Here is a 26062-nt window from a genome sequence, read left to right as displayed (position 1 = left end):
TAATTTGATAGAAGAGACATCATGACCGACCAGACACTCGACCCGCAGATCCATATCCACGACCTCGGCCAGCGCGCCCGCAGGGCAGCCCGCGGCCTGGTATCCGCTAGCACCGAGGCGAAGAACACTGCGCTTCGCGAAGCCGCCAAGGCGCTGCGCGATGCGACGCATGAGCTGCTCGATGCGAACGGCAAGGACGTCGCCAGCGTGGAAGGCAAGAAGCCGGAAAGCTTCATCGACCGCCTTCGCCTCACCGAAGACCGCATCGAAGGCATGGCCAAGGCGCTGGAAGAAATTGCCGAGCTGCCCGACCCTGTCGGCCGCAAGCTCGCCACCTTCGAACGCCCCAACGGCCTCAGCATCGAGCGCGTTGCCGTGCCGATCGGCGTGATCGGCATGATCTACGAAAGCCGCCCGAACGTGGGCGCGGACGCTTCTGCCCTGTGCCTCAAGAGCGGCAATGCCATCATCCTGCGCGGCGGCAGCGAAAGCCGCCATTCGACCCGCGTCATCGTGGAAGCGATGCAAAAGGGCCTCGAAGCGGCAGACTTGCCCAAGGACGCCGTCCAGACCGTCCAGACGACAGACCGCGCTGCGGTCGCCGCGCTGCTCAAGGCCGATGAATTCGTCGACCTCGTGATCCCGCGCGGAGGCCGCGGCCTCGTCGAGCTGGTCCGCGACCAGGCGAGCGTGCCCACCCTCCTCCACCTCGACGGCAACTGCCACTCCTATGTCCACGCGGCGGCAGACGTCGACAAGGCCGTGAAGGTCATCCGCAACGCCAAGCTGCGCCGCACCGGCATCTGCGGGGCGACGGAGAGCATCGTGATCGACCGCGCCATCGCCGACCAGGTCGTGCCCAGGATCGCCGACGCCATGGCGGCAGACTGCGAACTGCGCGGCGACGCGGAAGCGGTTGCGATCGACGACCGGCTCAAGCCCGCCAGCGACGAAGACTGGAGCACCGAATATCTCGATCCGATCGCCAGCGTGAAGATCGTCGACGGCCTCAAGGAAGGCATCGCCTGGGTCGAGGACCACTCCAGCCACCACACCGACGCAATCCTGACCGAAGACGCGGACGCTGCCCGCCAGTTCCTCACCTCGGTCGACAGCGCGGTGGTCATGCACAACGCCTCCACCCAGTTCTCCGACGGCGGGGAATTCGGCATGGGCGCGGAAATCGGCATCGCCACCGGCAAGATGCACGCCCGCGGCCCCGTCGGCCTCGAACAGCTGTGCAGCTTCAAATACCTCGTCCACGGCGACGGTCAGACGCGGCCCTAAATCCTATTTCATTTTCCTACTGCGAAGGGTCGGGGCATTCCCCGGCCCTTTTCGCATGGGAGAGCCGCCGTGTCCGACACCAAACCCCCTACCCGCCTCCCCGACTTCACCCCCGTCCCGCGCCTGAAGGACCGCAGCAACGGGTGGAAACCGCATGTCCAGCGCGCCTTCATCGAGGCGCTGGCCGATACCGGCAGCGTCGCCTCCGCCTGCCGCGCGGTGAACCGGTCCACCCACGGCGCCTACAACTTGCGCCGCCAGCCCGGGGCCGAGGAATTCGCCGCCGCGTGGGAGGCCGCGCTCGATTTCGGCATGAAGCGGATCGAGGACGTCGCCATGGACCGCGCGCTCAACGGGGTGGAACAGCCGGTCTATTCCTACGGCAAGCTCGTCGGCACGCGCATGGTCTACAACGACCGCCTGCTGATGTTCATGCTGAGAAACCGCGCGCCCGAGCGGTTTGCCGAAGGCAGAGCCAAGGCGATGAACGCGATCGGCAAGATGGACCTGAAACGCAAGAAGAAGGAGTGGCGCAAGGAATGGGAGGCCGAGCAGGCCCGCGTCACTCCGGCAGAGGTGCGCGCCAGTATCGAGCGCAAGGTGCAGGACACGCTGGCCCTGATGGAGCGCAACCACAGCCCCCGCGCCTGGGCCGCATGGCAGGAATACAAGCGCATCCGGGCAGAGGACGAAGCAAACGGCTACCGCGCCCAGGACGACCCGGACCACCCCCACTACGCGAAGCGCACCGCCCCCGACGATCCCGCCACGCACCGCGCCGAGGACTCCATCCCCTTACCCCCGCCCCATTGGCAAAAGCGCCCCCCGGAGCCGCAGCAAGAGGAACACCCGCGCAAGCGGACGCTCAAGGATGATGGGTGGGATTGAAGTAGTTAAGGCAAGCGGGATCCGACAAGCCGGGGAAAATTGCACCATTTCCGACCATTTTCCCTACCTTAGGGTTGCGGGTGTTCCACTAATGTTTCATCAATGGGTGAGAGCGTTTCGGAGGCCAGATTGTCCCATTTCAGATTTATCGATCTCTTTGCTGGTATCGGCGGTTTGCGTGTAGGATTCAATAATATTGGCGGCCACTGCGTGTTTACTTCTGAGCGTGATAAGTATGCGCGGAGGACGTACCAAGCGAATTTTCGAGACAATCACGAACTTGGTGAAGACATTGAGCCTTTCTCGGCTGATCCAAGCCTAATTCCAGAATTTGACGTTCTTCTGGCTGGGTTCCCATGTCAGCCATTTTCCATCGCAGGGGTTTCAAAGAAGAACTCACTTGGTCGCCCCCACGGCTTCCTTGACGATACGCAAGGCACTCTGTTTTTCGATACCGCGAAAATCATCAAGCACCACCAGCCCACTGCCTTCGTATTGGAGAACGTCAAAAATCTAGAACGGCATGACAAGGGCAGAACCTTCAAAACAATCATGCATGTTTTGGAGAACGAACTGGGATACAACGTTCAAGCCCGTGTTATCTCAAGCCATCCGTGGGTCCCGCAAAAGCGGGAGCGAATTTTTATCGTCGGCTTCAAGGGAGCGACGTCATTTGATTTCGAGAAGCTGACCCTTCCTGAGACCAATCCAACCCTCGGTGAAATTCTGGAGCCGAACGAAACTGTCGATCCGAAGTACACACTGACGCCACGCTTATGGCAGTATCTTCAGGATTACCGAGCCAAACATGAAGCGAAAGGGAATGGATTTGGCTTTGGCCTCTGTGGACCAAGCGATGTCGCGAGAACGCTTTCAGCCCGTTATTACAAAGATGGCTCTGAGATTCTGGTGGCGCAAAACGGATCGAGGCCCCGGCGGCTTACCCCTCAAGAGTGCGCCCGCCTCATGGGCTTTGAATATGGTGAGCGGAAATGGATCATCCCAAAAGACGTTTCTGATACGCAAGCCTATCGTCAATTTGGCAACGCAGTCGTAGTGCCGGTTGTCGAATTCATAGCTCAAGCAATGAAATCACATCTCTATGCAGCGTTGGCTCAAAAGAGGGTGTCTTCGCAGGCCGCCTGAGTGGCAGATATAGTTTCACCATCCAAACGCAGCCAGATGATGGCTGGCATTCGAGCCAAGAACACAAAGCCGGAATTGCTTGTTCGACGTGCCCTGCATGATCGTGGCTTTCGATTCAGGTTGCATCGAACTGACCTCGCGGGAAAGCCCGACCTCTATTTCCCGAAGTTCAAGAGCGCCGTTTTTGTCCATGGATGCTTCTGGCATGCTCATGATTGCAGACTTTTTAAACTGCCCAAAACCAACACCGAGTTTTGGGAGGAAAAGCTTATGGCCAACCGGAAGAGAGATCAGCGAAATCTCATCAATCTGGAAACGCAGGGCGTTCGGTCAATAGTGATCTGGGAATGTGAAACTCGATCCACATCCGATGCATTCGCAACTCGAATGGATGAAGTCGCTCGCTGGCTGAGAAGTGCGCAGGTTTAGGATACTAGGATATGCTCACGATGCCAGGCCAATGCCTCAAGTGATGGCAAATGGTGCTCGGATTCTGGGAGGCTGATCGTCTGATCAGCATATGAAACTAGCGAACTGTTTCGATCAATCTGTGCGACCACATCGGGCACTAGGATCGTATAATCGTCATTCAATCCCATCAGCCCAGCATCAAACGCCCAGTGATGACTCTTGCAGAACAATAGCCCATTCCGAATGTCATCGCTGCCTTTCAACGAACGCGAGACAATATGTCCAGCTTCAAGCTCGGACCGACCATCAGGATGCCTCAGTCCGAGCTTACAAATGGCGCATTCATCGTAATATGAGCGTCGCACAATCCTTTGAAATGCCCTACTGCGAGCAACGCGCCTAATTCGGCTCTCCTGATGCCCAGCCTCGCTGTCAAAAAGAGCGAACTCTTTACTTGCTACGTCTTCGAGTTGTTCGATTGTTTCATCTACGACGTCTTCAGAGGCCGGCAACTCACCCTGCCGCAACGGTCCCCAGCGACTGCCGCCAAACGAAGATCTCAGGCCCTCGTAATCACTCATATTTTTTTTAATCAAAGTGAAGCGGTAATGATCATCACGATCTACACCGCGCTCTATTACGAGAATGTCATCTTTTTCAGCAAGGTTGCGTAACTCTGAAATTCCGCTCGTTATTCGCCGCTCGGGCGAGCGCTCGCCGCCCCATGTCTGATATTGATAGCGCGTTCCAACTGTCGCGATGAATAGGCTGCCAACAAAAAGGTCAGCGGTGATTGGAACGTCGACAGTAGGATTGGAGGGACTTGTCGAGTTTCTTAATAATGGGAAGTAATCTTCCAAATCCTTCGGCAGCACGAAGCCGCCTTGGTGGCCTGCCGCTTGCCCAGTGTCATTGTGTGCTAACACTTTATAGATCGGCGCATCAAATTCCATCACAATATCCAACTGAGATCATTAAGATCGAATGGGTTATCGAAGCAATTTGATGTCGTCTACAGGCATATTAGGCCCCTACTCCTCCCCCATCCGCAGCGCAGCGATAAACGCCTCCTGCGGGATGCTCACGTTCCCGTACTCGCGCATCCGGGCCTTGCCCTTCTTCTGCTTTTCCAGCAGCTTTTTCTTGCGGCTGATGTCGCCGCCATAGCATTTGGCGGTCACGTCCTTGCGGAGCGCAGCGATGGTTTCGCGGGCGATGATCTTGCCGCCGATCGCGGCCTGGATCGGGATCTTGAACAGGTGGCGCGGGATGAGGTCTTTCAGGCGCTCGCACATGCCGCGGCCGCGCTCTTCCGCAACGGAGCGGTGGACGATCAGCGATAGGGCGTCGACCGGCTCGTTATTGACGAGGATGTTCATCTTCACGAGGTCGCCTTCGCGAAGGCCGATCTGTTCGTAATCGAAGCTGGCATAGCCGCGGCTGATCGATTTCAGGCGGTCGTAGAAGTCGAACACCACTTCGTTCAGCGGCAGCTCGTAGCTCACCTGTGCGCGGCCGCCGACGTATGTGAGGTCGGTCTGGATGCCGCGGCGGTCCTGGCACAGCTTGAGGATGGCGCCGAGATATTCGTCGGGGGTATAGATCACCGCCTTGATCCACGGTTCCTCCACCGCGTCGATCCGGTTCACGTCCGGCCAGTCGGCGGGGTTGTGGATGTCGACCACGGCGGCGTCCTCGTTCTTCGTATGGGCGAGGTGCACGCGGTAAACCACAGACGGGGCAGTGGTGATGAGGTCGAGGTCGTATTCGCGGCTGAGGCGTTCCTGGATGATCTCCAGGTGCAGCAGGCCGAGGAAGCCGGCGCGGAAGCCGAAGCCCAGCGCGGCGGAGCTTTCCATCTCGTAGCTGAAGCTGGCGTCGTTGAGGCGCAGCTTGCCGATGCTTTCGCGCAGTTTCTCGAACTCGGCAGCGTCGACCGGGAAGAGGCCGCAGAAGACCACGGGCTGCACTTCCTTGTAGCCGGCAAGCGCCTTTACCGCCCCGCCCTTCACCGTGGTGATGGTGTCGCCGACGCGGGCCTGTTCGACTTCCTTGATCTGCGCAGTGATGAAGCCGATTTCGCCCGGGCCGAGTTCGGGCAGGTCGGTGCGCTTGGGGGTGAAGCAGCCGACGCGGTCGATCAGGTGCTGCGTGCCGCCCTGCATGAACTTGACGTTGAGGCCCTTCTTGATGACCCCGTCGATCACGCGCACGAGGATCACGACGCCGAGGTAGGGGTCGTACCAGGAATCGACCAGCATGGCCTTCAAGGGTGCGTCGCGGTCGCCGCTGGGCGGAGGAATACGGGCGACGAGCGCCTCGAGCGTTTCCTCGATGCCGATGCCGGACTTGGCGGATGTGAGGACGGCGTCCGATGCGTCGAGGCCGATGACTTCCTCGATTTCCGCGCGGACCTTGTCGGGCTCGGCGGCGGGGAGGTCGATCTTGTTGATGACGGGGACGATCTCGTGGTCGTGCTCGATCGACTGGTAGACGTTGGCGAGGGTCTGGGCTTCTACGCCTTGAGCCGCGTCCACGACGAGGAGCGCGCCTTCGCAGGCGGCGAGGCTGCGGGAGACCTCGTAGGCGAAGTCGACATGGCCGGGCGTGTCCATGAGGTTGAGCTCATAGGTCTCGCCATCCTTGGCGGTGTAGTTGAGGCGCACGGTCTGCGCCTTGATGGTGATGCCGCGCTCCTTCTCGATGTCCATGTTATCAAGGACTTGCTCGGACATCTCGCGATCGGTCAGCCCGCCGCAATGCTGGATCAACCGGTCGGCCAGCGTGGACTTGCCATGGTCGATGTGCGCGATGATGGAAAAATTGCGGATCTTGGAAAGGTCAGTCATTGCGACCGCCCTTTAGCCGCGCTTTGAAGACCTGTCAGCCGGAATTGCTTGTCCGGCTCTCTCGTCAGTTCTGGCTCGGACTCGCAGCGCTTTGCGACACCTTGAATTTCGGATAGCTCGACGGTGCCTGCGACTGAGCAGCCATGGCATACTTGCCGGCCGGCAATGCTTCGAGAGGTGCGCCTGCAGCTGCAAGTTCATACGGACTGACGCGGTTTCTCGTACACAAGCCGCCGGCTCCATCATCGACCAGCTCCTGCTCGAATTCCAGGCCCTGGGTATCATCCATCGTTCGGCGGACCGTACAGACAGCTAGCTGCCCTCCACCGAAATCGAGGACGAACATGGTCCCGACAGGCACATCTTCCAGACCTTCGATCATTGCGCCCGAACGCGAGAGGTTGCGCAGGGTCACATCGTAGTAGTGATCCTCATGGATGACGCCGATCCGCCGATAAACCGTACGACGGTTGGCACGCTGGCTACCCTGATCGGTCGGCTCGATGATCCACTCACCCTTCTCGATTTCCTCGATCACCTGGGCATGGCTGACAGCATCGGAATATACGAAGCCCTGGACCTGGCCGACGCCTAGATGCCTCAGCTCTTCCATAAGCTTGAGCGCGTGTACGCCCGAAGCCGCGGTCTCCATGCCGAGGGCATTCGCCAGTGCGACCACTGCGCGCACGAGTTCCATGTCACCCAGCTCGTTCCCGAGCATAGGCTCGAAAAAATTGCCCCCGATCTTGAGCGTATTGAATGGCGCACGGCGCAGATAAGCGAGCGATGATCGTCCGGATCCATACTGGTCGAGCGTCAAGCGCACACCCAACTTGAAGAGATGTCCAAGCGTGGCATCGACCTTGGAAGCATCTCCGAGGAGGACGCTTTCATTAAGTTCCAGTTCGAGCCGTGTCGGGTCGAGATCGGTTTCCTCGAGAATTCTCTCGACCAGTTCGGCAAACCCATTGGTTTCGAACTGGACCGGGGAGATATTCATGGAAAGGCGAAGAGCGCCTGGCCACTGGACCGCATCCTCGCACGCCCTGCGCAAGGCCCATTCGCCAATCGGCACGATCAGGCGGCTGCCTTCGGCAATCGGGAGGAAAGTCTCTGGCGCGACCCGTCCTCGGTCTTCGTCCTCCCAGGTATATTTCGCTTCCAGGCCCACAACAGTGTTGCTGGCGAGGTCGACCACGGGTTGGTATTCGAGGGCAAAGTCGCCAGCTTCGATGGCAGCGGAAAGATCGTCCTCCATCCGCTTGCGCAGGTTTGCTTCGTGCTCAAGGTCTGCACCATAGAACCGAAATTGACCGCGCCCCCCGTTCTTCGAAGCATACAGCGCGAGATCGGCAGCGCGCGTCAGTTCATCGCGCTCCAAACCATCGTATGGCGCGATCGCAATGCCGACCGAACACCCGATCGTGCAGCGTCCCTCCTCGACGGAATAGGGCTGCGAGAGCATCTGGATTATCTTCTTCGCGATCTCACCAAGCTCGCCGCGGTCGTCCATGTCCGGGATAAGGACCTGGAATTCGTCACCGCCAAGGCGGCCGATTTCGCCCCGTCCTCCGACTGCGCTACTCAGCCGGTCTGCGACCTGCTGAAGCAGCTGGTCGCCGGCTGCGTGACCCAGCGTATCGTTGACCTGCTTGAATCGGTCCAGATCGAGCATCATGAGCGCGGCTGTGCGCTCTGCTGCACAGAAGGTCTTGAGCGTTGAGTCGATCCGCTGCTCCATCCGGTGCCTGTTGGCGAGCCCGGTCAGGGAATCGAACTTTGCCAGACGGTTGGCTTCGGCCTCCGCTCGGAAATCTTCGGTAATGTCTATGACGCTGCCGCGAAAACCGGCGAACTCCGTCTTTTCGTCGTAGAGCGCCCGGCCAGACAGGCTGAGTACGGCATCGTTGTCGCGGGCCTGAGCCTGCGCAGACAAGTTGGAAAATGACTTGCGGGTGTTGAGTTTGAGACCAAGCGATCTGCCGTCCGTTTCACCTTCTACAGGGATCAGAACCTGCTGAAGCGGTGTGCCGAGGAGTTCTTCCGGCAGCGCGCCAAGCCGCTTCGCGATCGAGGGGGACAGGTAGACGATATTACCGTTTCGGTCGGTCGCCCAAAATCCAAGGGTACCGCTATTCTCGATTTCGTCGACGATCCGCAGCTTCTCGTCTGGGCTCATACCTTGCCGGATTTCAGGCGCAACGGTATCGCCACGAGACGAGAACAGGTTGGAAAAGGGCATGGCCCCCATAGCGGGTAGACCTCGACTACATTGAACTTGCAGGGTTCGGTCTAGATCAGAATGGTTATTTTTAGCCTAACGCCGTTCTCAAAACAGCAATTAGCCAGCCTTGCGGCTGCGCGAATTCTTGCTGGTGTCGACCTCGAGAAATTGCTTGCGAGTACCGTTCGCGGCGTTCTCGGCCATAAGCAAAGCGTATGGGTCTTCCGGAAGGCTGGCGAGAGGGGCATTCGACGCCGACGCGATTTCATAGGGCGAGACGCGGTGTCGTGTGCAGAGGCCATCTGCACCATCGCTGATAAGCGGGGTCTCGAATTCCAGTCCCTGGGTGTATTCCTCGGAGCGCCTGACGACTGCAACCGCCAACTGCCCGCCGCCGAGATCGAGCACAACCGGTGTCCCAATCGGCACATTGAGCAATCCCTCGACCCGCGCACCGGTCTTGGACAAGTCGCGCATGGTCACGTGATAGCGATGATCCTCATGGATCAGCCCGACACGGCGGAATACGCTCTTGCGCTCGGCACGGAACCGTTCAGGTCCGCGCGCCTCGTACTTCAATTCCTTGCTTTCGAGACGCTCGAGCAGTTCCTCGTGACTGATCGCCGGGGAGAAGATGAAGCCCTGGATGTGGCTTGCGCCGCGTTCTTCCACCAGGGTTAGTTCGTCCTTGGTTTCCACTCCTTCAGCGACGGTCTCCATGCCAAGCGATTCCGCCAGGCTGACAATGGCCGACATGATGGCCGGATTGTTGTTGCCCTTTTCTGTGGCGCCCCGGACAAAAGCCTGATCGATCTTGATCTTGTCGAACGGAGCCTTCTGCAGATAGCTGAGCGAAGAATAGCCCGTTCCGAAATCGTCGAGAGCAAGGCGTACACCTATCCGCTTGAGATCCTCGAACATTTCCTGCGTCCTGCCCGCATCGCCGACAAACACGCTTTCGGTGATTTCGAGCTCTAGCCTTCCTGCAGGCATGCGCGCTTCACGCAGCGCTTCCTTTACCTTTTCAGGGAAATTGTCCTGCGCAAACTGAATGGCTGAAACGTTCACCGCAACCCGCAGTTCGAACGGCCAATTGGCCGCTTCCTGGCAAACCTGGCGCAATGCCCAATCGCCCAGTTCGTTGATCAGGCCGATTTCTTCGGCAACCGGGATGAACTGCGAGGGAGGAATGAACCCGCGCTCCGGATGCTCCCAGCGCATCAATGCCTCGAGGCATTTCAGATTGTGATCTTTCGCACTGACGATCGGCTGGTAATACATCCTCAATTCGCCGTCTTCCATCGCGCGGCGGAGGTCCATCTCGATCTGGTTTCGGGTCTGTGCGCCATCGCGCATATCCACGTTGTAAAATCGATAGCAGCCCTTGCCCTTGTTCTTCGCTCCATAGAGCGCAAGGTCCGCAGCCTTCACCAACTCGTCCGGCTCGACCCCGTCGAACGGCGACACCGCGATACCGACAGAGGTTCCGATAGACACGCGGGCGTTGGCGAGCTGGTACGGCTGGGAAATCATCTTGATGAGACGATCTGCCAGTTCGCCCAGTTCGGCGCGGTCGTCCATGTCCTGCAACATGATCTGGAATTCGTCACCGCCAAGACGCCCGATTTCGCCTTTGTTTCCGACGATGCGCTCGATCCGGTTGGCAACTTGCTTGAGCAGCTCGTCGCCTGCGGGATGGCCGTGCGTATCATTGACCTGCTTGAAGCGATCGAGATCTAGCATCAGGAGTGCGCAATTGCGCTGCGATGCATGAAAAGCCTTCAGCGTGGAGGTCAGGCGCTTGGTCATGCGGTGCCTGTTGGCGAGCCCGGTAAGGGAATCATACTGCGCCATTCGCTCTGCATCGATGCGCGATGCGCGGCTGGCAGTTACGTCTTTCGCGCTGCCGCGATAGCCGATGAAATTCTTCTCGTCATCGTACTGGGGAACTCCGGTTAGCTCCCAGTATTGCGGATTGTCGTGCTCGCTCGCCACGACTTTGACCGGATGGTGGCTAATCGAATTGCGTGCGCTGACAAGGAACTTGAGCGGGCGGCCTTCACGAACGTGCTCTTCATCTTGATTGAAGAATTCTGCGATCGGCCGTCCAATCGCCTCCTTCTTGGTCAGTCCGACCTGCGCAACAGCAGAGGGAGACAGGTAGATGATACGGTTCTCGGAATCGGTCGCCCAGAACCACCCGAGGCCGGCATTCTCGAAGCTGTCGAGCATCTGGATGCGCGAGAACGCCTTGGGAGCATCGATGCCCTCGCCCTGGTTTTCGTTCGCTGCAACCTTCGCTCTTGAAGGCTTCTTGCTCCGCTTCGAGAAAAATCCACTCATATCTTAACCCGATTATCCTTGCTTCCGCGTTTTCCACGCGGTTGACGTGCTCTGCTAGCGGCAAATCGTTACCCAATGCATAACCATCGGGGCTGGGGGTTCTCGGCGCTCCTCAAGGATGCTTGCGTCCCGTCTTCCCTGAAGGCATTGTCTCGCTCGGACTTGCGGGGGAGAGAGCCGCCAATGCGACATATCGCCATCATCGGGTCGGGCCCGGCCGGATATTACACCGCCGAAGCAGCCGGAAAGCAGTGGGAGGACGAGGCGCGCATCGACGTCTTCGACAAACTTCCCGTACCATACGGCCTCATCCGCACTGGCGTTGCCCCGGATCACCAGTCGATCAAGGGCGTAGCGCGTCGATACGAGAAAACGGCTCTTAGCGAGAACGTTCGTTTCGTAGGCAATGTCACGGTTGGCGAGGACGTTTCGGTGCCTGAACTGCAGGAGCTTTACGACGCGATCATTTTTGCCACCGGCGCACCGGAAGATCGATCGCTTGGGCTGGAGGGCGAGGATGCTTCGAACATTTTCGGCAGTGCTGCATTTGTTGGCTGGTACAACGGCCATCCCGAATTTGCCGAGATAGACCCCGACTTGTCCAGGCGACATGCGGTCGTGATCGGCATGGGCAATGTCGCGCTAGACGTGGCGCGTATCCTTTCGAAAACCGAGGACGAACTCGCTGGTTCGGACATCGTCGAGCATGCTCTCTCGATACTGCGCAGTTCAAAGCTTGAAACGATCACGATCCTCGGACGGCGCGGGCCGCACCAGATCATGATGACGCCGAAGGAACTTGGCGAACTGATGCACCTCGAACGCGCCAGTCCCCATGTCGAGGGCGATGACCTGCCCCCTGAAGGCGATGATGCCATCCTTGAGCCGGGCCTGCGCAAATCGGTTACCCTGCTACGCGACTTCGCAGCGATCCCCGAAAGCATTCACGGCGAGAAGACTATCGCGATCGAATTCGATTTTTTCGCCAACCCGCTCCGGTTTTTGACTGAAGACGGCAGGCTTAATGGCGTAGAGGTGGAGCGTACGGTCATCGACAAGGGCCGCGCGGTGGGAACCGGTGAAACCTACATCGTGCGAGCGGATGTGGCGGTGACCTGCATCGGTTACCGCTCGTCCGCTATCGAAGGCGTCCCGTTTGATGAAAGACAGGGACGTTTCGCCAATGACGAGGGCCGCATCCTTACCGGCCTCTACTGCGTGGGTTGGGCGAAGAGAGGGCCTACCGGGACCATCGGCACGAACCGACCGGATGGATACGGCGTTATCGAGAAAGTGGCCGAGGATATCGGCCAGGGTGGGCGCAAGCGCGGGCGCGAAGGCTTCGACGAATTGGCCCGCGAACGAGGTCTCGACGTTGTCACTTTCCGGGATTGGCAAAAGATCGAGGAAGCGGAAACCGCCGCAGCGCGCGCAGGCGCGCCCCGTGAAAAGTTCGTCGACATCGCAAGCATGATCGCCGCCCGTAATTAAGCGGAACACTGGCGCGTGGCGCCGCATTGGAATAGTAGCAAGAACAAAGACAAAAGAGGATCCGTACAATATGGCACAGCTCGAAGACGAAGCCGCACAGTCCACCAGCGCCCTTGGCCCCCTGATTGGCCTGACGCGGGAGGATATCTTCGGTGCGGTCGCCGTCATGCTGCGCGAGACCGCATCCGATCCCCAAAGACTGATGAAACATAGCCAGGAAGTCGGCCAGGACATGATCAAGATCATGACCGGCAAGAGCGAATTGGCACCCGACCCCAAGGACAAGCGTTTCCGCGATCCGGCATGGCAGTACAATCCCTTCATGCGGGCTGGCATGCAGTATTACCTGGCCGTCCAGAAAGGCGCTTCGCGCTGGCTCGAGGACCTGGAACTCGACGATCTAGAACGTGACCGCGCCCGCTTCATTTCGAACATCATCATCGACGGGCTGGCGCCGACGAATACGCTGGTCGGAAATCCCACCGCCCAGAAGATGGCGATCGACTCAGGCGGTCTCAGCCTCATCAAGGGGCTCAAGAACGCATATGATGACATGGTCCACAACAAGGGCATGGTTAGCCAGGTCGACAAGAAACCGTTCAAGCTGGGCGAAAATATCGCCACATCGAAGGGCTCTGTCGTTCTGCGCACGGACATGATGGAATTGGTCCAATACGCGCCGACAACCGACGAAGTGTACGAGATTCCGCAGCTGACCATCCCGCCGCAGATCAACAAGATGTACATCAACGATCTTTCGCCCGAAAAATCGGTGGTGAAGTACCAGCTAGACAACGGCATCCAAACTTTCGTCATCAGCTGGAAGAACCCGACCAAGGAACAGGGCCACTGGGACATGGCCGATTACGTTCGCTCCTGCCGGGAAGCGATGGAGGCGGTTAGCAAGATTACCGGTTCCAAGAAGGTCAATGTGTCCGCCGGTTGCTCTGGCGGCCAGACCGCTTCGATGCTCGCAAGCAAGATGGCATCCGACAAGGACGACCTGCTCGGCGCGCTTACGCTTATGGTCTGCGTCCTGCATCCCAAGCAGAACGATATAGAAGCGGGCTCGCTCGTATCGGAAAACGGCCTCGCCCTCGCCAAGCGTCGTGCCTCCAAGAAGGGCGTGATCAAGGGAGACGATCTGGCGCGCGGCTTTGCCTGGCTGCGCCCGAACGACCTCATCTGGAATTACGTGATCAACAATTATCTTCTCGGCCAGGACCCGCCGGCGTTCGACGTGCTTTTCTGGAACGCGGATGCGACCAATCTTTCGGCCGCGCTGATGGGAGACTTCCTGACCGTGTTCGAAACGCTCGCCTTTACGAAGCAGGGCGAAGTCGAGATGGTAGATCACAAGATCGACCTGTCCAAGGTAACGAGCGACCTGTTCATTCTGGGCGGCGTGACCGATCATATCACGCCCTGGAAGGCGACTTATCGGTCGACGCGGCTGTTTGGGTCCAAGGATGTAACCTACGTTCTTTCGCACTCCGGCCATATGCAGGCCATTCTCAACCCTCCGGGAAATCCGAAAGCGCGCTATTACATCCAGAAGGACGAGAAGAAAAAGCTGCCCGAGACTGCCGACGAATGGCTGAAGGGAACGGAAGAAGTTTCAGGGTCTTGGTGGCCATACTGGATGGAATGGGTGCAGAATCGCGCGGGCGAGAAGAAGAAGGCGCCTGCGAAATTGGGGAACAAAGCTTACGAACCGCTGGACCCCGCCCCCGGACTGTACGTTATGGAGGAGTGCTGACACCTTTGTCGGCGAGCAACAGGATAAACGCGTGACCGCATCGAAAGACGAACCCATGACCGCCACCATCGAAATGATCGAGGCAGGCGGTCGGACTTTGCGCGTCGCGCATTGGCGTCTGGACCAGGAAAGCGACCATTTCCCGATGCTGTTTTTTAACGGTATCGGCGCCAATATCGAAGCGGTCGCGCCGCTTGCGGAAATGCTGACCGAACGCGCGTTCATCATGTTCGACATGCCGGGCACCGGAGAAAGCCCCGATCCGGTAATGCCCTACAACCCGTTCACGATGTGCTGGACCGCCAGCCAGATATTGAATCAGCTCGATGTCGAGATTGTCGACGTCATGGGCGTCAGCTGGGGCGGCGCGATGGCGCAGCATTTTGCGCTCCAACACCCCCGCCGGACGCGTAGACTGGTGCTGGCGGCGACCACTGCAGGAATGCTGATGGTGCCGGGCAATCCGGCCGCCCTCACCAAGATGGCCGACCCACGCCGCTATATCGATCCGGAATTCATGAACGAACACTTCGCAACGCTTTATGGCGGCGTCGATCCCGACGGCGAAGCGCATCAGAAAGACAGCCACATCGGGCGCCTCAAGCCGCCCTCCCCGCGCGGATATATGTACCAGCTCCTTGCGATGCTGGGCTGGACCAGCCTGCCTGCGCTGCCCTTCCTCAACAAGGAAGTGCTGATCATGATGGGCGACGACGACCAGATAGTGCCGTTGATCAACGGGCGTATTCTGGCCTCGACCATCCGCAATTCGCAACTTGAGGTGATCAAGGGCGGCGGGCATCTGTTCTTGCTCACCCACGCCGATGAAAGCGTTGCAACGTTGCGCGCCTTTCTCGACGCCCGGAAAGGCGAGGACCGTGCCGCGGCCTGATCTCGGCTCAAGCGGCTGATGGAAAGCGCCGCCCCCGATCCTCTCGTTCGCCCTTTGGCGGCGCGAGAGACACGGGGGAACGGAGGGGCTCTGGGAAAAACGGGGTTTGCCTGGGCCGTCTTTGAGTGGGCCCGCAATCCCTATTACATCCTGATCGTCATCTACATTTTCGCGCCGTACTTCGCACGGGACATAATCGGAGCCGACCTCCTTGCGAGCGGAGAGCTCGATGGACTGACTGCCGAAGATGCACAGGCCACGGCCAACGCAAGGGGACAGGCAACTATCGCCTCGGTCACCAAATGGGCGGGTGTCATAGCCGCCCTTACCGCCCCCTTCCTCGGGGCGGCGCTGGACAGGGGCGGCAGATTGAAGCCGATCCTAGCTCTCTTCCTCGGTGCCATTACGATCTCCTCCGCGCTGCTTTGGTTCGCCATGCCCGGTGGACAGGGTCTCTCAGTGCCCGCAATCATGACATTGCTGGTGATCGCCTATGTCAGCTACACCTATTCCGAGGTCACCCACAATTCGATGTTGAGCGTTGCGGGCGAACCGCGGCGTTTGGCTATGATATCGGGCCTTGGCCTCGGGCTTGGCAATCTTGCCGCATCGCTCATCTTCATAGCCATCGCGCTGCTCTTCGTCCTGCCTGCACTCGTTAGTTGGCCCTTTGCCGAAGCGCAGTTCGGTGTCGATCTGACCAAGTTCGAACATGCGCGGCTGGCAGGACCGGTGTGTGCCGTTTGGCTGGCAGGCTTCTCGATCCCCTTCTTCCTGCACGCGAAAGACCCGGGGACGCCCGGCGCAAGCTGGCTCAAGGCATTTCGCGAAGGCGCGCAGAGCGTCATTCGCACGGTTCGCAAGGCAGCGCACTACCGCGAGCTCATGAAATTCCTCCTCGCGCGCATGTTCTACGCCGACGGAATGGCAGCCCTGCTGGCGCTCGGTGCGGTTTATGTCGCGCTTTTTCTCGAATGGAATTTTCTTGAGATGCTCTGCTACGCGATTTTCGCGAGCATCTGTGCGTTCGGGGGCGGTATCTTCGGTGGGTGGCTGGAAGAGAAAGTCGGTGTGAAACGCGCTCTCGCGCTTGAAATCATGGCGATGATCGTCACCGGCCTCGTCCAGCTGTCGATAACGCAGGAGAGCCTCTTTCTCGGCCTCGTTCCTAATTTCGAGGTCTGGGACGGCATTGTGTTCTCCACCCTTTCCGACCTGACCTATCTCGGCCTCATCAGCATTATCGCGATCACGGCGACTGCCAGTATCTCCTCAAGCAGAACCATGCTGGTAGCGCTTGCACCGGAGGGCCGAAGCGGCGAGTTCTTCGGGCTCTACGCCATCGCCGGTACCATCACGGTCTGGATGGGCCCGCTCCTGGTCGAGCAGTTCACCCTGTGGTCTGGCGACCAGCGGATCGGGATGCTGTCGATAAACCTGCTCTTTCTCGTCGGCGTTGCAACGCTGCTAACCGTGCGAATGACAAGCCGTCACGACTAGTCCGCGCTGGACTCATAAGTTGCAATGTGGAACCTTCTCTCGCCGAGAGAGGAGATTCACCATGCCTGCATTCGACCTGATCATCCGCGGAGGTACGATCGTCGATGGGAGCGGCGAAGCGCCCTTCACCGGCGACGTTGCCATCAAGGACGGTCTTATCGCCCAGGTGGGCGAGGTGACCGGCGATGCGCAGGAAACCATCGACGCATCCGGCATGATCGTCACTCCGGGCTTCGTCGACATCCATACGCATTACGACGGGCAGGCGACATGGGACCAGGAAATGGCCCCTTCCAGCTGGCATGGCGTGACCACCGTCGTCATGGGCAATTGCGGGGTCGGCTTTGCACCTGCCCGCCCCGACCAGCACGATTGGCTGATCGGGCTCATGGAAGGCGTGGAAGACATACCCGGCACTGCCCTTGCAGAAGGCATCACCTGGGAATGGGAGACCTTCCCCGAATATCTGGATGCCCTGGAGAAGATGCCGCGCGCCATCGATGTTGGCACACACGTCCCGCACGGAGCGGTGCGGGCCTATGTACTTGGTGATCGTGAAGAACCCGGCGCCGTCCCGACCCAGGATGATCTCGCCAAGATGTCGGCAATTGTTGAAGAGGGAGTTCGCGCTGGAGCGCTGGGTTTCTCGACCAGCCGCACCGTGCTCCACAAGGATGTGGACGGCGTGCTCGTTCCCGGGACCACCGCTACCGCCGAAGAGCTCGTCGAGCTAGGCAGGGCCATGGGCCGCGTCGGGCATGGCGTGTTTGAAATGGCCAGCGACCTGCAGCGCGACTGGAACGAGTTCGAATGGATGGGCAAGCTGAGCCGCGAAACCGGTCTGCCGGTCACCTTTGCAGCGCTTCAGTCGATAGCGAAGGAACTGCCGCTCGACGAACAGATCGCAACTATGCGCGCCGAGAACGACAATGGCGCCAATATCGTCGCCCAGATCGCCTTGCGCGGGAACGGCGTGATCATGGCCTGGCAGGGAACGGTGAATCCCTTCGTCTATCGACCGAGCTGGCAGGCCATCGCCGAGCTCCCTTGGGAAGAAAAGAGAGCAAGGCTGGAAGACCCGCAGTTCAAGGCCCAGCTTCTTTCCGAAGCGAACGACTATTCTGAAGCACCTGCGGACATCCTCCCGGTCGTAGCCGCCCTCACCCAGGGTTGGGCGCTGATGTACGAAATGGACGAGGATTTCGACTACGAGCCCGAAGATCACGCGACTGTTCAGGCACGAGCGGACAAGGCCGGTGTCGATGCGCAGGAGTATGCCTATGACATGCTATGCCGCGATGACGGGAAAGGCTTCATCTATTTCCCGATCCTCAATTACGCAGACAAGAACCTCGATTTCCTCCATCCGTTGCAGCATGCGGACGACACGGTGAATTCACTGTCCGATGGCGGCGCACATTGCGGAACGATCTGCGATGCGGCGTCTCCCACGTTCATGCTTGAGCACTGGGTCCGCGATCGCAAACGCGGGGACCGCATCACGCTCGAAAATGCGATCAAGCGCCAATGCAACGACACGGCCCGCCTGTATGGGCTCGAAGATCGCGGAGTGCTGGCACCGGGCTATCTCGCGGACATCAATATCATCGATATGGAACGTCTGAAGCTGGGCAAGCCCTGGCTGGCATTTGACCTACCCGCTGGCGGAAAGCGCCTGCTGCAAAAGGCCGAGGGCTACGTCGCAACCATCAAGAACGGCGTCGTTACATTCCGTGCAGGCAAATGGACCGGCGAGACACCGGGCGGTCTGATCCGAGGGCCGCAACGCGCCGAACTCGCGGAGGCGGCAGAATGAAAGCGATCCGAACCGGCGCCACCCCGTCCACGCTGGATGCACTCGAGCTTGTCGATATCGACGCACCCCCTCCCCCCTCGGCTGGCGAGATCAGCGTGGACATCAAGGCGAGCTCCCTGAATTACCACGATTATGCAGTCGTCAAAGGGATGATCCCGACCGAGCAGGGGCGCATCCCAATGTCCGACGGTGCCGGCGTTGTCACTGCAGTCGGGGAAGGTGTGTCTGAATTCGCAGTCGGTGATCATGTAGTGAGCACATTCTTCCCGGAATGGCTCGACGGACAGCCGCCGCAGACTGCCTTCACACGGGTCCCGGGTGACGGGATAGACGGATATGCGTGCGAACGCGTTACCGCGCCAACCCACTGGTTCACTCGCGCTCCCGCTGGTTTCAGCCATGCCGAAGCAGCCACCCTCACGTGCGCCGGATTGACGGCATGGCGGGCGCTCTTCGTCGATTATTCGCTGAAACCCGGTGACACTGTTTTAGTCCAGGGCACAGGCGGCGTTTCCATTTTCGCCCTGCAATTCGCCAAGGCAGCGGGTGCCACGGTAATCGCAACCAGTTCCTCCGACGAGAAGTTGGAGCGGGTCAAGGCAATGGGGGCCGATCACCTTATCAACTACAAGGAAATTCAGGCCTGGGGACCCAAGGCCCTGGAGTTGACCGGCGGTCGCGGCGTCGATTGTGTTGTCGAAATAGGCGGCGCAGGCACGCTGGACCAATCGATGCTTGCTACCCGGGTAGGCGGGCATGTCGCCCTTATCGGTGTGCTCGCCGGGTTTGCCGGCCCCGTGCAGACCGCCCTGCTATTCTCCAAGAACCTGAAGGTGCAGGGTTTGACCGTCGGCAGCCGTGCGATGCAGCAGGACATGATCGCAGCGATCGAGGCCAATGGCATCAAGCCGGTGATCAGCGACACCTTCCCTTTGGGTAGGCTGGCCGACGCCTTCCGTCATCAGGAAAGCGGCGGACACTTCGGCAAGATCGCGATCGAGATCTAGGGCTCGATCACGATCCCCTTTGCGGGATCGACCTTGCCGCCGAGCATTTCGACGAAGACATCGCGTGCTGCAGCGAGTCCCGAATGGCGTTCGATCTCGACGGAATCGCCCGAATCTTCGAGAAAACCGCGCCAGCTTTCGGCGACCATGGCGCCAGCTTTTTCCGGTCCATGTTCCTTGAACAGGGCCACAGCGTGATCCGGCGCGAAGAAGAGCGTCGGCGTCGGTCCTGGCAGATCGGACGCGCCGCCCATGCCCGACCCTCGTTCTTCGATATGGGTCACCCCCACCAGGCACGAGTATTTGAGCGCGTCTCCGAAATGCTGGTGCAGGTCGCGCAGCAGGCCGGCATTTCCGGCAAAGTCGACAGTGACGCTAGAGACACGTTCGATTTGGTCGACTGCATCGTAAGGCAGCACGTCATCGTAAAGACCGCTGTCCTTCACGAACTCCACATTGCCCGATGACGTCAGGCCGATGCGTTTAACCTGGGGAGAACGGCGCTTGGTCACACTCGCCAGACCCATCGCAGTCTTGGAAGAAGCGCTGGTCAGGATCACCTGAGTTGCGTCAAACCACTCTTGCGTGCGCATGAAATATTCGATGAGAAAACCCGTCTTGAAGAGCGGACCAAAAATCATCCGCTCTCCTTCACGCGCAGGGTCGTGTTCGGGGTCGGCCGCCAGTCGGGAATACTGATTGTAGATCGGGCTCATCGGCTGGCGGTGTTCGGCCATGTCGACGAAGCCCGATGCAGAAACCTTGCCCGGCATCACGTCGAGGTGGCTTGCCATCGGGAGGTATCCGTAGACCCTTTCCCCTTCCGAAAAGTCGGGATGATTGCTCTCGATCACCCGCGCGTGCCCCCACATTGGTACGATGCCCATGCCGTCCGGTGCGGGGAAGAAATTCCAATATCCGAAACCGTCACCGACGACAGCGTAGGTGATGTTGTTCGCAGTGACCGAGAAGCTCTCGATGGCAAGGCGAACACCGCCATCGGCTAGCGGACCTGCATCCAACTCCACCAATTCGGTGTTGGTCAGCTTCGACTTATCGACGTGAACCTGCTGCATGGCGCATCTCCCTCTTTGTGGGAGACGCTAGCCGTGCAGTCTCTCGAATGCGAGTGCTAAACCCGCATAGGCATCAGGACATACAGCGCCGGGCTGTCATCATCCTTGCGGATGAGCGTTGGCGCCCCTGCATCTGCGAGATGGATTTCCACCGTATCGCTGTCGATCTGACCCAGGATGTCCTTGAGGTAGGAGGCGTTGAAACCGATCTCGAAGCCTTCGGCACCGTATTCAGCCGAAAGTTCTTCGGTCGCTGTGCCATTGTCGGGCGATGTGACGGTCAGTGTCACCTTGTCCTTGTCGAGCCCCATCTTCACCGCGCGGGTCTTCTCGGTCGCGATCGTCGCGACGCGGTCGACGCCTTCGTGGAAGGTGCGCGGGTCGATCTTGAGCAGCTTGTCGTTGCCCGTGGGGATGACACGCGAGTAATCCGGGAAGGTCCCGTCGATCAGCTTGCTGGTCAGCACCATGCCGCCATGGCCGCCGAGCGTGAAACGGATCTTGCTGGCCGAAAGGTCGATCTGGACGTTGGCGTCCATCTTTTCCTCGAGCAGCTTGCGCAGTTCGGCAACAGCTTTGCGCGGCACGATGACGTCCGGCATGCCTTCCGCACCATCGGGCCGTGCCAAGGTGAAACGTGCAAGGCGGTGGCCGTCGGTCGCGGCAGCCTTCAAAACCGGCTGGTCTTCATCCGACACGTGCAGGAAGATGCCGTTGAGATAGTACCGGGTTTCTTCCGTCGATATCGCAAAGCGCGTCCGGTCGATCATCTCGGCGAGCGTCTTGGCCGGAAGCTCGAAACTTGTCGGCAGATCGCCTTCCACGATTACGGGGAAATCGTCGCGCGGCAGGGTCGGAAGCGAGAAGCGGCTGCGACCTGCCTTGATCGCCATGCGGTTGTCAGCCGTTTCCAGGCTGACCTGGCTACCGTCGGGCAGCTTGCGCGCGATATCGAACAGGAGGTGGGCAGAAACAGTGACAGAACCATCGCTCTCAACGCTGGCTTCCATGTGTTCGACCACTTGCAGATCGAGGTCGGTCGCCATGACCCGCAGACCATCGCCTTCCGCTTCGATCAGGACGTTCGACAGGATCGGGATCGTGTTGCGCCGTTCGACGACGGATTGAACGTGGGAGAGACAGCGCAGCAGCGTGGCGCGTTCGATAGTGGCCTTCATGGGTCCTTCTTTCGTCCCTGTTGGGCGAAGCAGGGGCCGGAATCGCCCCTACGCGCCGGAATACGGATAACGACCTTAGCGAGGCCGCCTACGGGGGCAAGGCTCCGTCACGTCGCGAACCCGCCCCCTGATCGATTCCTTGGGGATAAAGGGGTATTTAGCCCATCATCGCCATGCCGCCATTCACGTGCAGCGTCTGGCCGGTGACATAGGCAGCCTCGTCGCTGGCGAGATAGGCCACCGCGGCGCCGATTTCGTCGCCCTCGCCCATGCGGCCCATCGGAATACGTTCGTTGATGGCAGCTTTCTGGTCGTCATTGAGAGCATCGGTCATCGCCGTGCGAATAAAGCCCGGTGCGACGCAGTTCACCGTGATGTTACGACTGGCCAATTCCTGCGCCAGGCTCTTGCTCATGCCGGTGAGGCCGGCTTTCGCCGCGACATAGTTCATCTGCCCCGGATTGCCGGTGTGGCCGACAACACTGGTGATAGAGATAATGCGACCACCCTTGGCCTTCATCATCGGCCGCGCACTGGCACGCATCAGGCGAAAACTGGCCTCGAGGTTGATGCGGATCACCTCATCCCATTCCTCGTCCTTCATGCGCATTGTCAGGTTGTCGCGCGTGATACCGGCGTTGTTGACGAGAATATCCATCTTGCCGAGCGTATCCACCGTCGCGGGAATGAGTTCTTCCACCTGCGTCGTATCGGAAAGGTTGCACGTGATTTCGACATGATCGCCGCCCGTGTCCGCGTTCAGCTGTTCGCGAAAGGCGCGTAGCTTGTCGCCGTTGGAGCCAGATAAGGCGACCCGCGCGCCCTGATGTGCCAAAGCATAGGCGATCGACGAACCGATACCGCCGCTGGCGCCGGTAACGAGGGCGGTCTTGCCTTCCAGGCTAAACATCATGCGTTCTCCTTCGCGAAATTCTCGAGATCTTCCATGGTGACGAGGCTGATCGTTGTCGCCTCCTTGTCGATGCGGCCGACCATCGGTCCGAGCACCTTGCCGCCGAGTTCGACAAAGCGTTCGACGCCAGCTTCGCTCATGGCGAGGACGCTTTCACGCCAACGAACGCGACCAGTGACCTGGTCGACCAGCAGGCGCTGCTCTTCGGCAGGGTCCGTGACGCGGGATGCCGTGACATTGGCGAACAAGGGCACCCAAAAGGCCGATGGCGACGTCTCTTCCAGCGCCAGCTTCATGCGCTGGGCAGCAGGTTCCATCAGGGAGCAATGGAAGGGAGCGGAGACGGGCAGCTTGATGCCGCGCTTGATCCCATGCTCCTTTGCAAGCTCGATCGCGCGGTCGATCGCTTCAGCATGGCCGGAAATGACGACCTGCGTCGGGTCGTTGTCGTTGGCAACTTCGCAAACCTGACCCTCGGCCGCGGCCTCTGCCAGGGCAGTCGCTTTCTCGATGTCCGCACCAAGCAGAGCCGCCATGGCACCGACGCCGATGGGCACAGCGTCCTGCATCGCGATACCGCGCAGGCGAAGTAGTTTTGCGGTTTCGGCGAGGCCGAAAGCACCGGCCGCGCAAAGAGCCGAGTACTCACCCAGCGAATGGCCTGCAACGCAGCTTGCCTTATCCGCCAGAACGACGCCGAATTCCTTTTCGAGAACACGCAGCGTGGCGATCGAATTCGCCATGATCGCGGGCTGTGCATTCGAGGTCAGCGTTAGTTCGCCTTCCGGTCCGTCACGCATGACGGCAGACAGCTTCTGATTCAGCGCCTCGTCGACTTCTTCGAAAACTTCTCGGGCGTAGGCGCTGGCGTCGGCTAATTCCGTCCCCATGCCAACCTTCTGGCTGCCCTGTCCGGGGAAAATGAAAGCAGTCATGTTTCTCTCCTGTTGGGAGCGGCGCTTAGGCGCGCAAGGTCCGTCCCTCAAGACCGAAAGGCACGATCTTGTTGGCAGACGAATGCCCGACCTCCGCTCGCCCGAGATAGGAAATCCCGCTACGGCGACACCAGTCTTGGACAATTTCCTCTGCGCTTGCCCCGAAAGGGCGATCATTCTCGGGAACCGCCGTAACCTCGCCCAGCCTGATGCCTGCAATGTTTCCGATCTGGGCCGTCACATGGAACAGCAATCGGTCGACGGCATATTCATATTCCCCGACTTCCTCGAGGTACACTTCGTGCCCTGTCAGATCCGGCATGAATGGGGTGCCGACCAGCATGGCGAGCGTGTAGAGATTGAACGCCACGACCGGCCGATCCGGCAGCGATGGCTCCAATCCATCCGAATTTCCCGACAGGTATGCCAAGACACGGCGGATCGCCACATCGCCTCCTTCGCGCTTGATATCGACCGGCATGGGAGCGTGGACCGGAGTGCCGATACCCGCTCGGTATAGGGCACCAAGCAGCGTGCCGCAGTCGGAATAGCCGAGGAAGAGCTTGCTTCTCGCGGGATCACCGACTTGCTCGAGAAATCGAGCCGCGATGCGGTTCGATCCGTATCCGCCCTTCGCAAACCATACGGCATCGATATCCGGATCGTTTGCGCACTCTAGCAAAGCTGCCAGCCGCGTCTCGTCGGACCCCGCAAAATGTCCCTTTTCGACGAAGCACTGCTCGTGAAACTGCAATTCGATCCCGGGAAATTCCGCTGCTGCCAGATCGGTCACCTGTTCCGCATAGTGGCGGTTGAGCGGGGTCGCGGGGGCGCAAATGGCCACTTTTCGGATCGGACGGTGCACATCTGCGGTCATGCCTGCTTGTCTTGGCGGCTGCAACTGCATAGCGAGACAGGAATGAGCGACTTCCCCAGCCCTGATGAACTATTCGCCCGCCCGTTCTTCTTTGTCGGTATCGGCGGGTCGGGGATGCTGCCTCTTGCGCAGATCCTAAAGGGCAGAGGGTGCACGGTAGCCGGATCCGATCGCAGCTTCGACCAAGGGCGCTCCCCCGAGAAATTCGCCGCGCTCGAACATCAGGGGTTCGAACTTCATCCCCAGGACGGCAGCGGGATCGTTTCGAGCGAGCAGATCGTCGTCGCATCCGCCGCGATCGAGGACACTGTGCCGGAAATCAAGATGGCGAACGAGCTCGATTGCCTGCGCCTGACGCGTGCCGAACTCAATTCGATCCTCTTCAACACCAGCGGCGCAGGCCTGGCCGTGGCCGGGACTAGCGGCAAATCGACCGTAACTGGCATGCTGGGCTGGATTCTCGAGGCGACCGGACGCGCGCCCACCGTCATGAACGGCGCCGTGATGAAAAACTTCGTCTCGCCGCAGCGTCCATTCGCCAGCGCCGTCGTCGGATCGCAAAGCCTTTATGTCAGTGAAGTCGACGAGAGCGACGGGTCGATCGCGCTCTACAAACCGGCGGTCGGCATCCTTCTTAACGTCTCGCTCGATCACAAGAGCATGGAGGAATTGCGCCAGCTATTTGGCGATTATCTGTCGCGCAGCCGCATCTCGGTAATCAATGCGGACGATCCGGAGGCGCTTGCCCTCCTGCCCCACGCGAAAGAGGTCATCACCTTCGGGATCGATCAGGAAAAAGCGCAAATCGGCATCGAGCCGGGAAGCATCGCTGAGGGGCCCGTCCGGCAGGCCGCCATGGTCGTCGACCGGCATGACGGCAGCCAGCACGCTCTTCGGCTGAATATGCCCGGACGCCACAATCTCTCAAATGCGCTCGCAGCGATAGCCGGAGCAGCCGCAGCCGGGGTACCGATCAACGAATCCGTCCATGCGCTGGCCGGTTTCGACGGACTCGCCCGGCGTTTTGACATTGTCGGCACCACTCACGCCGCCATCACCGTTATCGACGATTTCGGACACAATCCCGAGAAATGCGCGGCCACGTTGAAAACATTGAAGGCCCATGACGGCCGCGTCCTCGCCTTCTTCCAGCCGCATGGATATGGCCCCTTGCGCCAGATGGGCGAGGAACTGGCGCGGACATTCATCGAGGAATTGGGCGCCGACGATCGCGTAATCTTTTCAGACCCCGTTTATTTCGGCGGAACGGTCGACCGCAGCGAGGGGAGCGAGCGGATCGTGAAGCTCATTGCCGACGGCGGCGCAAGGGCCGAACACATACCGTCGCGCAAGGACGCCGAGGACCGCCTCGTGTCGCTCGCCCGTCCCGGTGATCGCATCGTGATCATGGGCGCGCGCGACGACACGCTGAGCGAGTTTGCGCAGAGGATTTTCCAGCGCCTCTCGTGA

General features: G+C 59.7%; 20 protein-coding genes. 11 read left to right on the top strand and 9 right to left on the bottom strand.

Going from position 1 to position 26062, the window contains the following annotated elements:
* Positions 1-21 precede the first annotated feature (21 nt).
* From CVE41_RS13545 to CVE41_RS13530, 4 genes are all read left to right on the top strand, one after another.
* Positions 22-1287 (top strand): glutamate-5-semialdehyde dehydrogenase, encoded by a 1266-nt coding sequence (locus CVE41_RS13545; protein WP_100261127.1) that lies wholly within the window; start codon positions 22-24, stop codon positions 1285-1287.
* Between the two features lie 69 nt (positions 1288-1356).
* Positions 1357-2175: a hypothetical protein gene (locus CVE41_RS13540; RefSeq protein ID WP_100261126.1), complete on the top strand. Its 819-nt coding sequence runs from the start codon at positions 1357-1359 to the stop codon at positions 2173-2175.
* 102 nt (positions 2176-2277) lie between these two features.
* Positions 2278-3321, top strand: a complete 1044-nt coding sequence (gene dcm / locus CVE41_RS13535; protein WP_100261125.1) for a DNA (cytosine-5-)-methyltransferase — start codon at positions 2278-2280, stop codon at positions 3319-3321.
* Positions 3322-3357: 36 nt separating this feature from the next.
* The gene (locus CVE41_RS13530; RefSeq protein ID WP_332835730.1) at positions 3358-3750 is read left to right on the top strand and encodes a very short patch repair endonuclease; all 393 of its coding nucleotides are present in this window, start codon (positions 3358-3360) and stop codon (positions 3748-3750) included.
* Here CVE41_RS13530 and CVE41_RS13525 read toward each other — a convergent pair.
* The 4 genes from CVE41_RS13525 to CVE41_RS13510 form a co-directional block, all read right to left on the bottom strand.
* Positions 3747-4688 (bottom strand): HNH endonuclease, encoded by a 942-nt coding sequence (locus CVE41_RS13525; RefSeq protein ID WP_232725865.1) that lies wholly within the window; start codon positions 4686-4688, stop codon positions 3747-3749. The two genes, CVE41_RS13530 and CVE41_RS13525, sit on opposite strands and share 4 nt — an antisense overlap.
* Positions 4689-4763: 75 nt before the next feature.
* Positions 4764-6581 carry a translation elongation factor 4 gene (gene lepA, locus CVE41_RS13520; protein WP_100261122.1) on the bottom strand — a complete coding sequence of 606 codons (1818 nt, stop codon included), beginning with the start codon at positions 6579-6581 and terminating at the stop codon, positions 4764-4766.
* Between the two features lie 64 nt (positions 6582-6645).
* Positions 6646-8823 (bottom strand): EAL domain-containing protein, encoded by a 2178-nt coding sequence (locus CVE41_RS13515; RefSeq protein WP_232725712.1) that lies wholly within the window; start codon positions 8821-8823, stop codon positions 6646-6648.
* Between the two features lie 99 nt (positions 8824-8922).
* Positions 8923-11148 (bottom strand): EAL domain-containing protein, encoded by a 2226-nt coding sequence (locus CVE41_RS13510; RefSeq protein WP_100261120.1) that lies wholly within the window; start codon positions 11146-11148, stop codon positions 8923-8925.
* Between the two features lie 183 nt (positions 11149-11331).
* Here CVE41_RS13510 and CVE41_RS13505 point away from each other — a divergent pair, with 183 nt between their 5' ends.
* From CVE41_RS13505 to CVE41_RS13480, 6 genes are all read left to right on the top strand, one after another.
* Entirely contained in the window at positions 11332-12639 is a 1308-nt protein-coding gene (locus CVE41_RS13505) for an FAD-dependent oxidoreductase (RefSeq protein ID WP_100261119.1), read from the top strand.
* Between the two features lie 70 nt (positions 12640-12709).
* Complete coding sequence (locus CVE41_RS13500) at positions 12710-14398, top strand: PHA/PHB synthase family protein (protein WP_100261118.1); 1689 nt, start codon at positions 12710-12712, stop codon at positions 14396-14398.
* Positions 14399-14429: 31 nt separating this feature from the next.
* Entirely contained in the window at positions 14430-15290 is an 861-nt protein-coding gene (locus tag CVE41_RS13495; protein WP_232725711.1) for an alpha/beta fold hydrolase, read from the top strand.
* Positions 15291-15308: 18 nt separating this feature from the next.
* On the top strand, positions 15309-16790 hold the full coding sequence (locus CVE41_RS13490; RefSeq protein WP_100261117.1) for an MFS transporter: 1482 nt from the start codon (positions 15309-15311) through the stop codon (positions 16788-16790).
* A 61-nt stretch (positions 16791-16851) separates the two neighbouring features.
* A complete protein-coding gene (locus CVE41_RS13485; protein WP_100261116.1) occupies positions 16852-18606 on the top strand; it encodes an N-acyl-D-amino-acid deacylase family protein in 1755 nt (584 codons plus the stop codon).
* Complete coding sequence (locus tag CVE41_RS13480) at positions 18603-19613, top strand: zinc-dependent alcohol dehydrogenase family protein (protein WP_100261115.1); 1011 nt, start codon at positions 18603-18605, stop codon at positions 19611-19613. The genes CVE41_RS13485 and CVE41_RS13480 overlap by 4 nt, the downstream gene beginning before the upstream one ends.
* Here CVE41_RS13480 and CVE41_RS13475 read toward each other — a convergent pair.
* From CVE41_RS13475 to CVE41_RS13455, 5 genes are all read right to left on the bottom strand, one after another.
* A complete protein-coding gene (locus tag CVE41_RS13475; protein WP_100261114.1) occupies positions 19610-20689 on the bottom strand; it encodes a DUF2855 family protein in 1080 nt (359 codons plus the stop codon). The two genes, CVE41_RS13480 and CVE41_RS13475, sit on opposite strands and share 4 nt — an antisense overlap.
* Before the next feature lie 56 nt (positions 20690-20745).
* Positions 20746-21867: a DNA polymerase III subunit beta gene (dnaN, locus tag CVE41_RS13470; RefSeq protein ID WP_100261113.1), complete on the bottom strand. Its 1122-nt coding sequence runs from the start codon at positions 21865-21867 to the stop codon at positions 20746-20748.
* Between the two features lie 157 nt (positions 21868-22024).
* Positions 22025-22777 carry a 3-oxoacyl-[acyl-carrier-protein] reductase gene (fabG, locus tag CVE41_RS13465; protein WP_100261540.1) on the bottom strand — a complete coding sequence of 251 codons (753 nt, stop codon included), beginning with the start codon at positions 22775-22777 and terminating at the stop codon, positions 22025-22027.
* Positions 22777-23715 carry an ACP S-malonyltransferase gene (gene fabD / locus CVE41_RS13460; RefSeq protein WP_100261112.1) on the bottom strand — a complete coding sequence of 313 codons (939 nt, stop codon included), beginning with the start codon at positions 23713-23715 and terminating at the stop codon, positions 22777-22779. Before fabD ends, fabG begins: the two co-directional genes overlap by 1 nt.
* 25 nt (positions 23716-23740) lie before the next feature.
* A complete protein-coding gene (locus CVE41_RS13455; RefSeq protein WP_100261111.1) occupies positions 23741-24592 on the bottom strand; it encodes an LD-carboxypeptidase in 852 nt (283 codons plus the stop codon).
* 42 nt (positions 24593-24634) lie between these two features.
* On the opposite strand from CVE41_RS13455, the gene CVE41_RS13450 reads away from it, so the two are divergent.
* Positions 24635-26062, top strand: coding sequence for a Mur ligase family protein (locus CVE41_RS13450; protein ID WP_100261110.1), 1428 nt, complete (start codon positions 24635-24637; stop codon positions 26060-26062).

This window comes from Qipengyuania seohaensis, from assembly GCF_002795865.1.
In the GTDB taxonomy this organism is placed as follows: Bacteria; Pseudomonadota; Alphaproteobacteria; order Sphingomonadales; family Sphingomonadaceae; genus Qipengyuania; species Qipengyuania seohaensis.
This window is presented reverse-complemented; position numbering and strand designations above follow the sequence as displayed.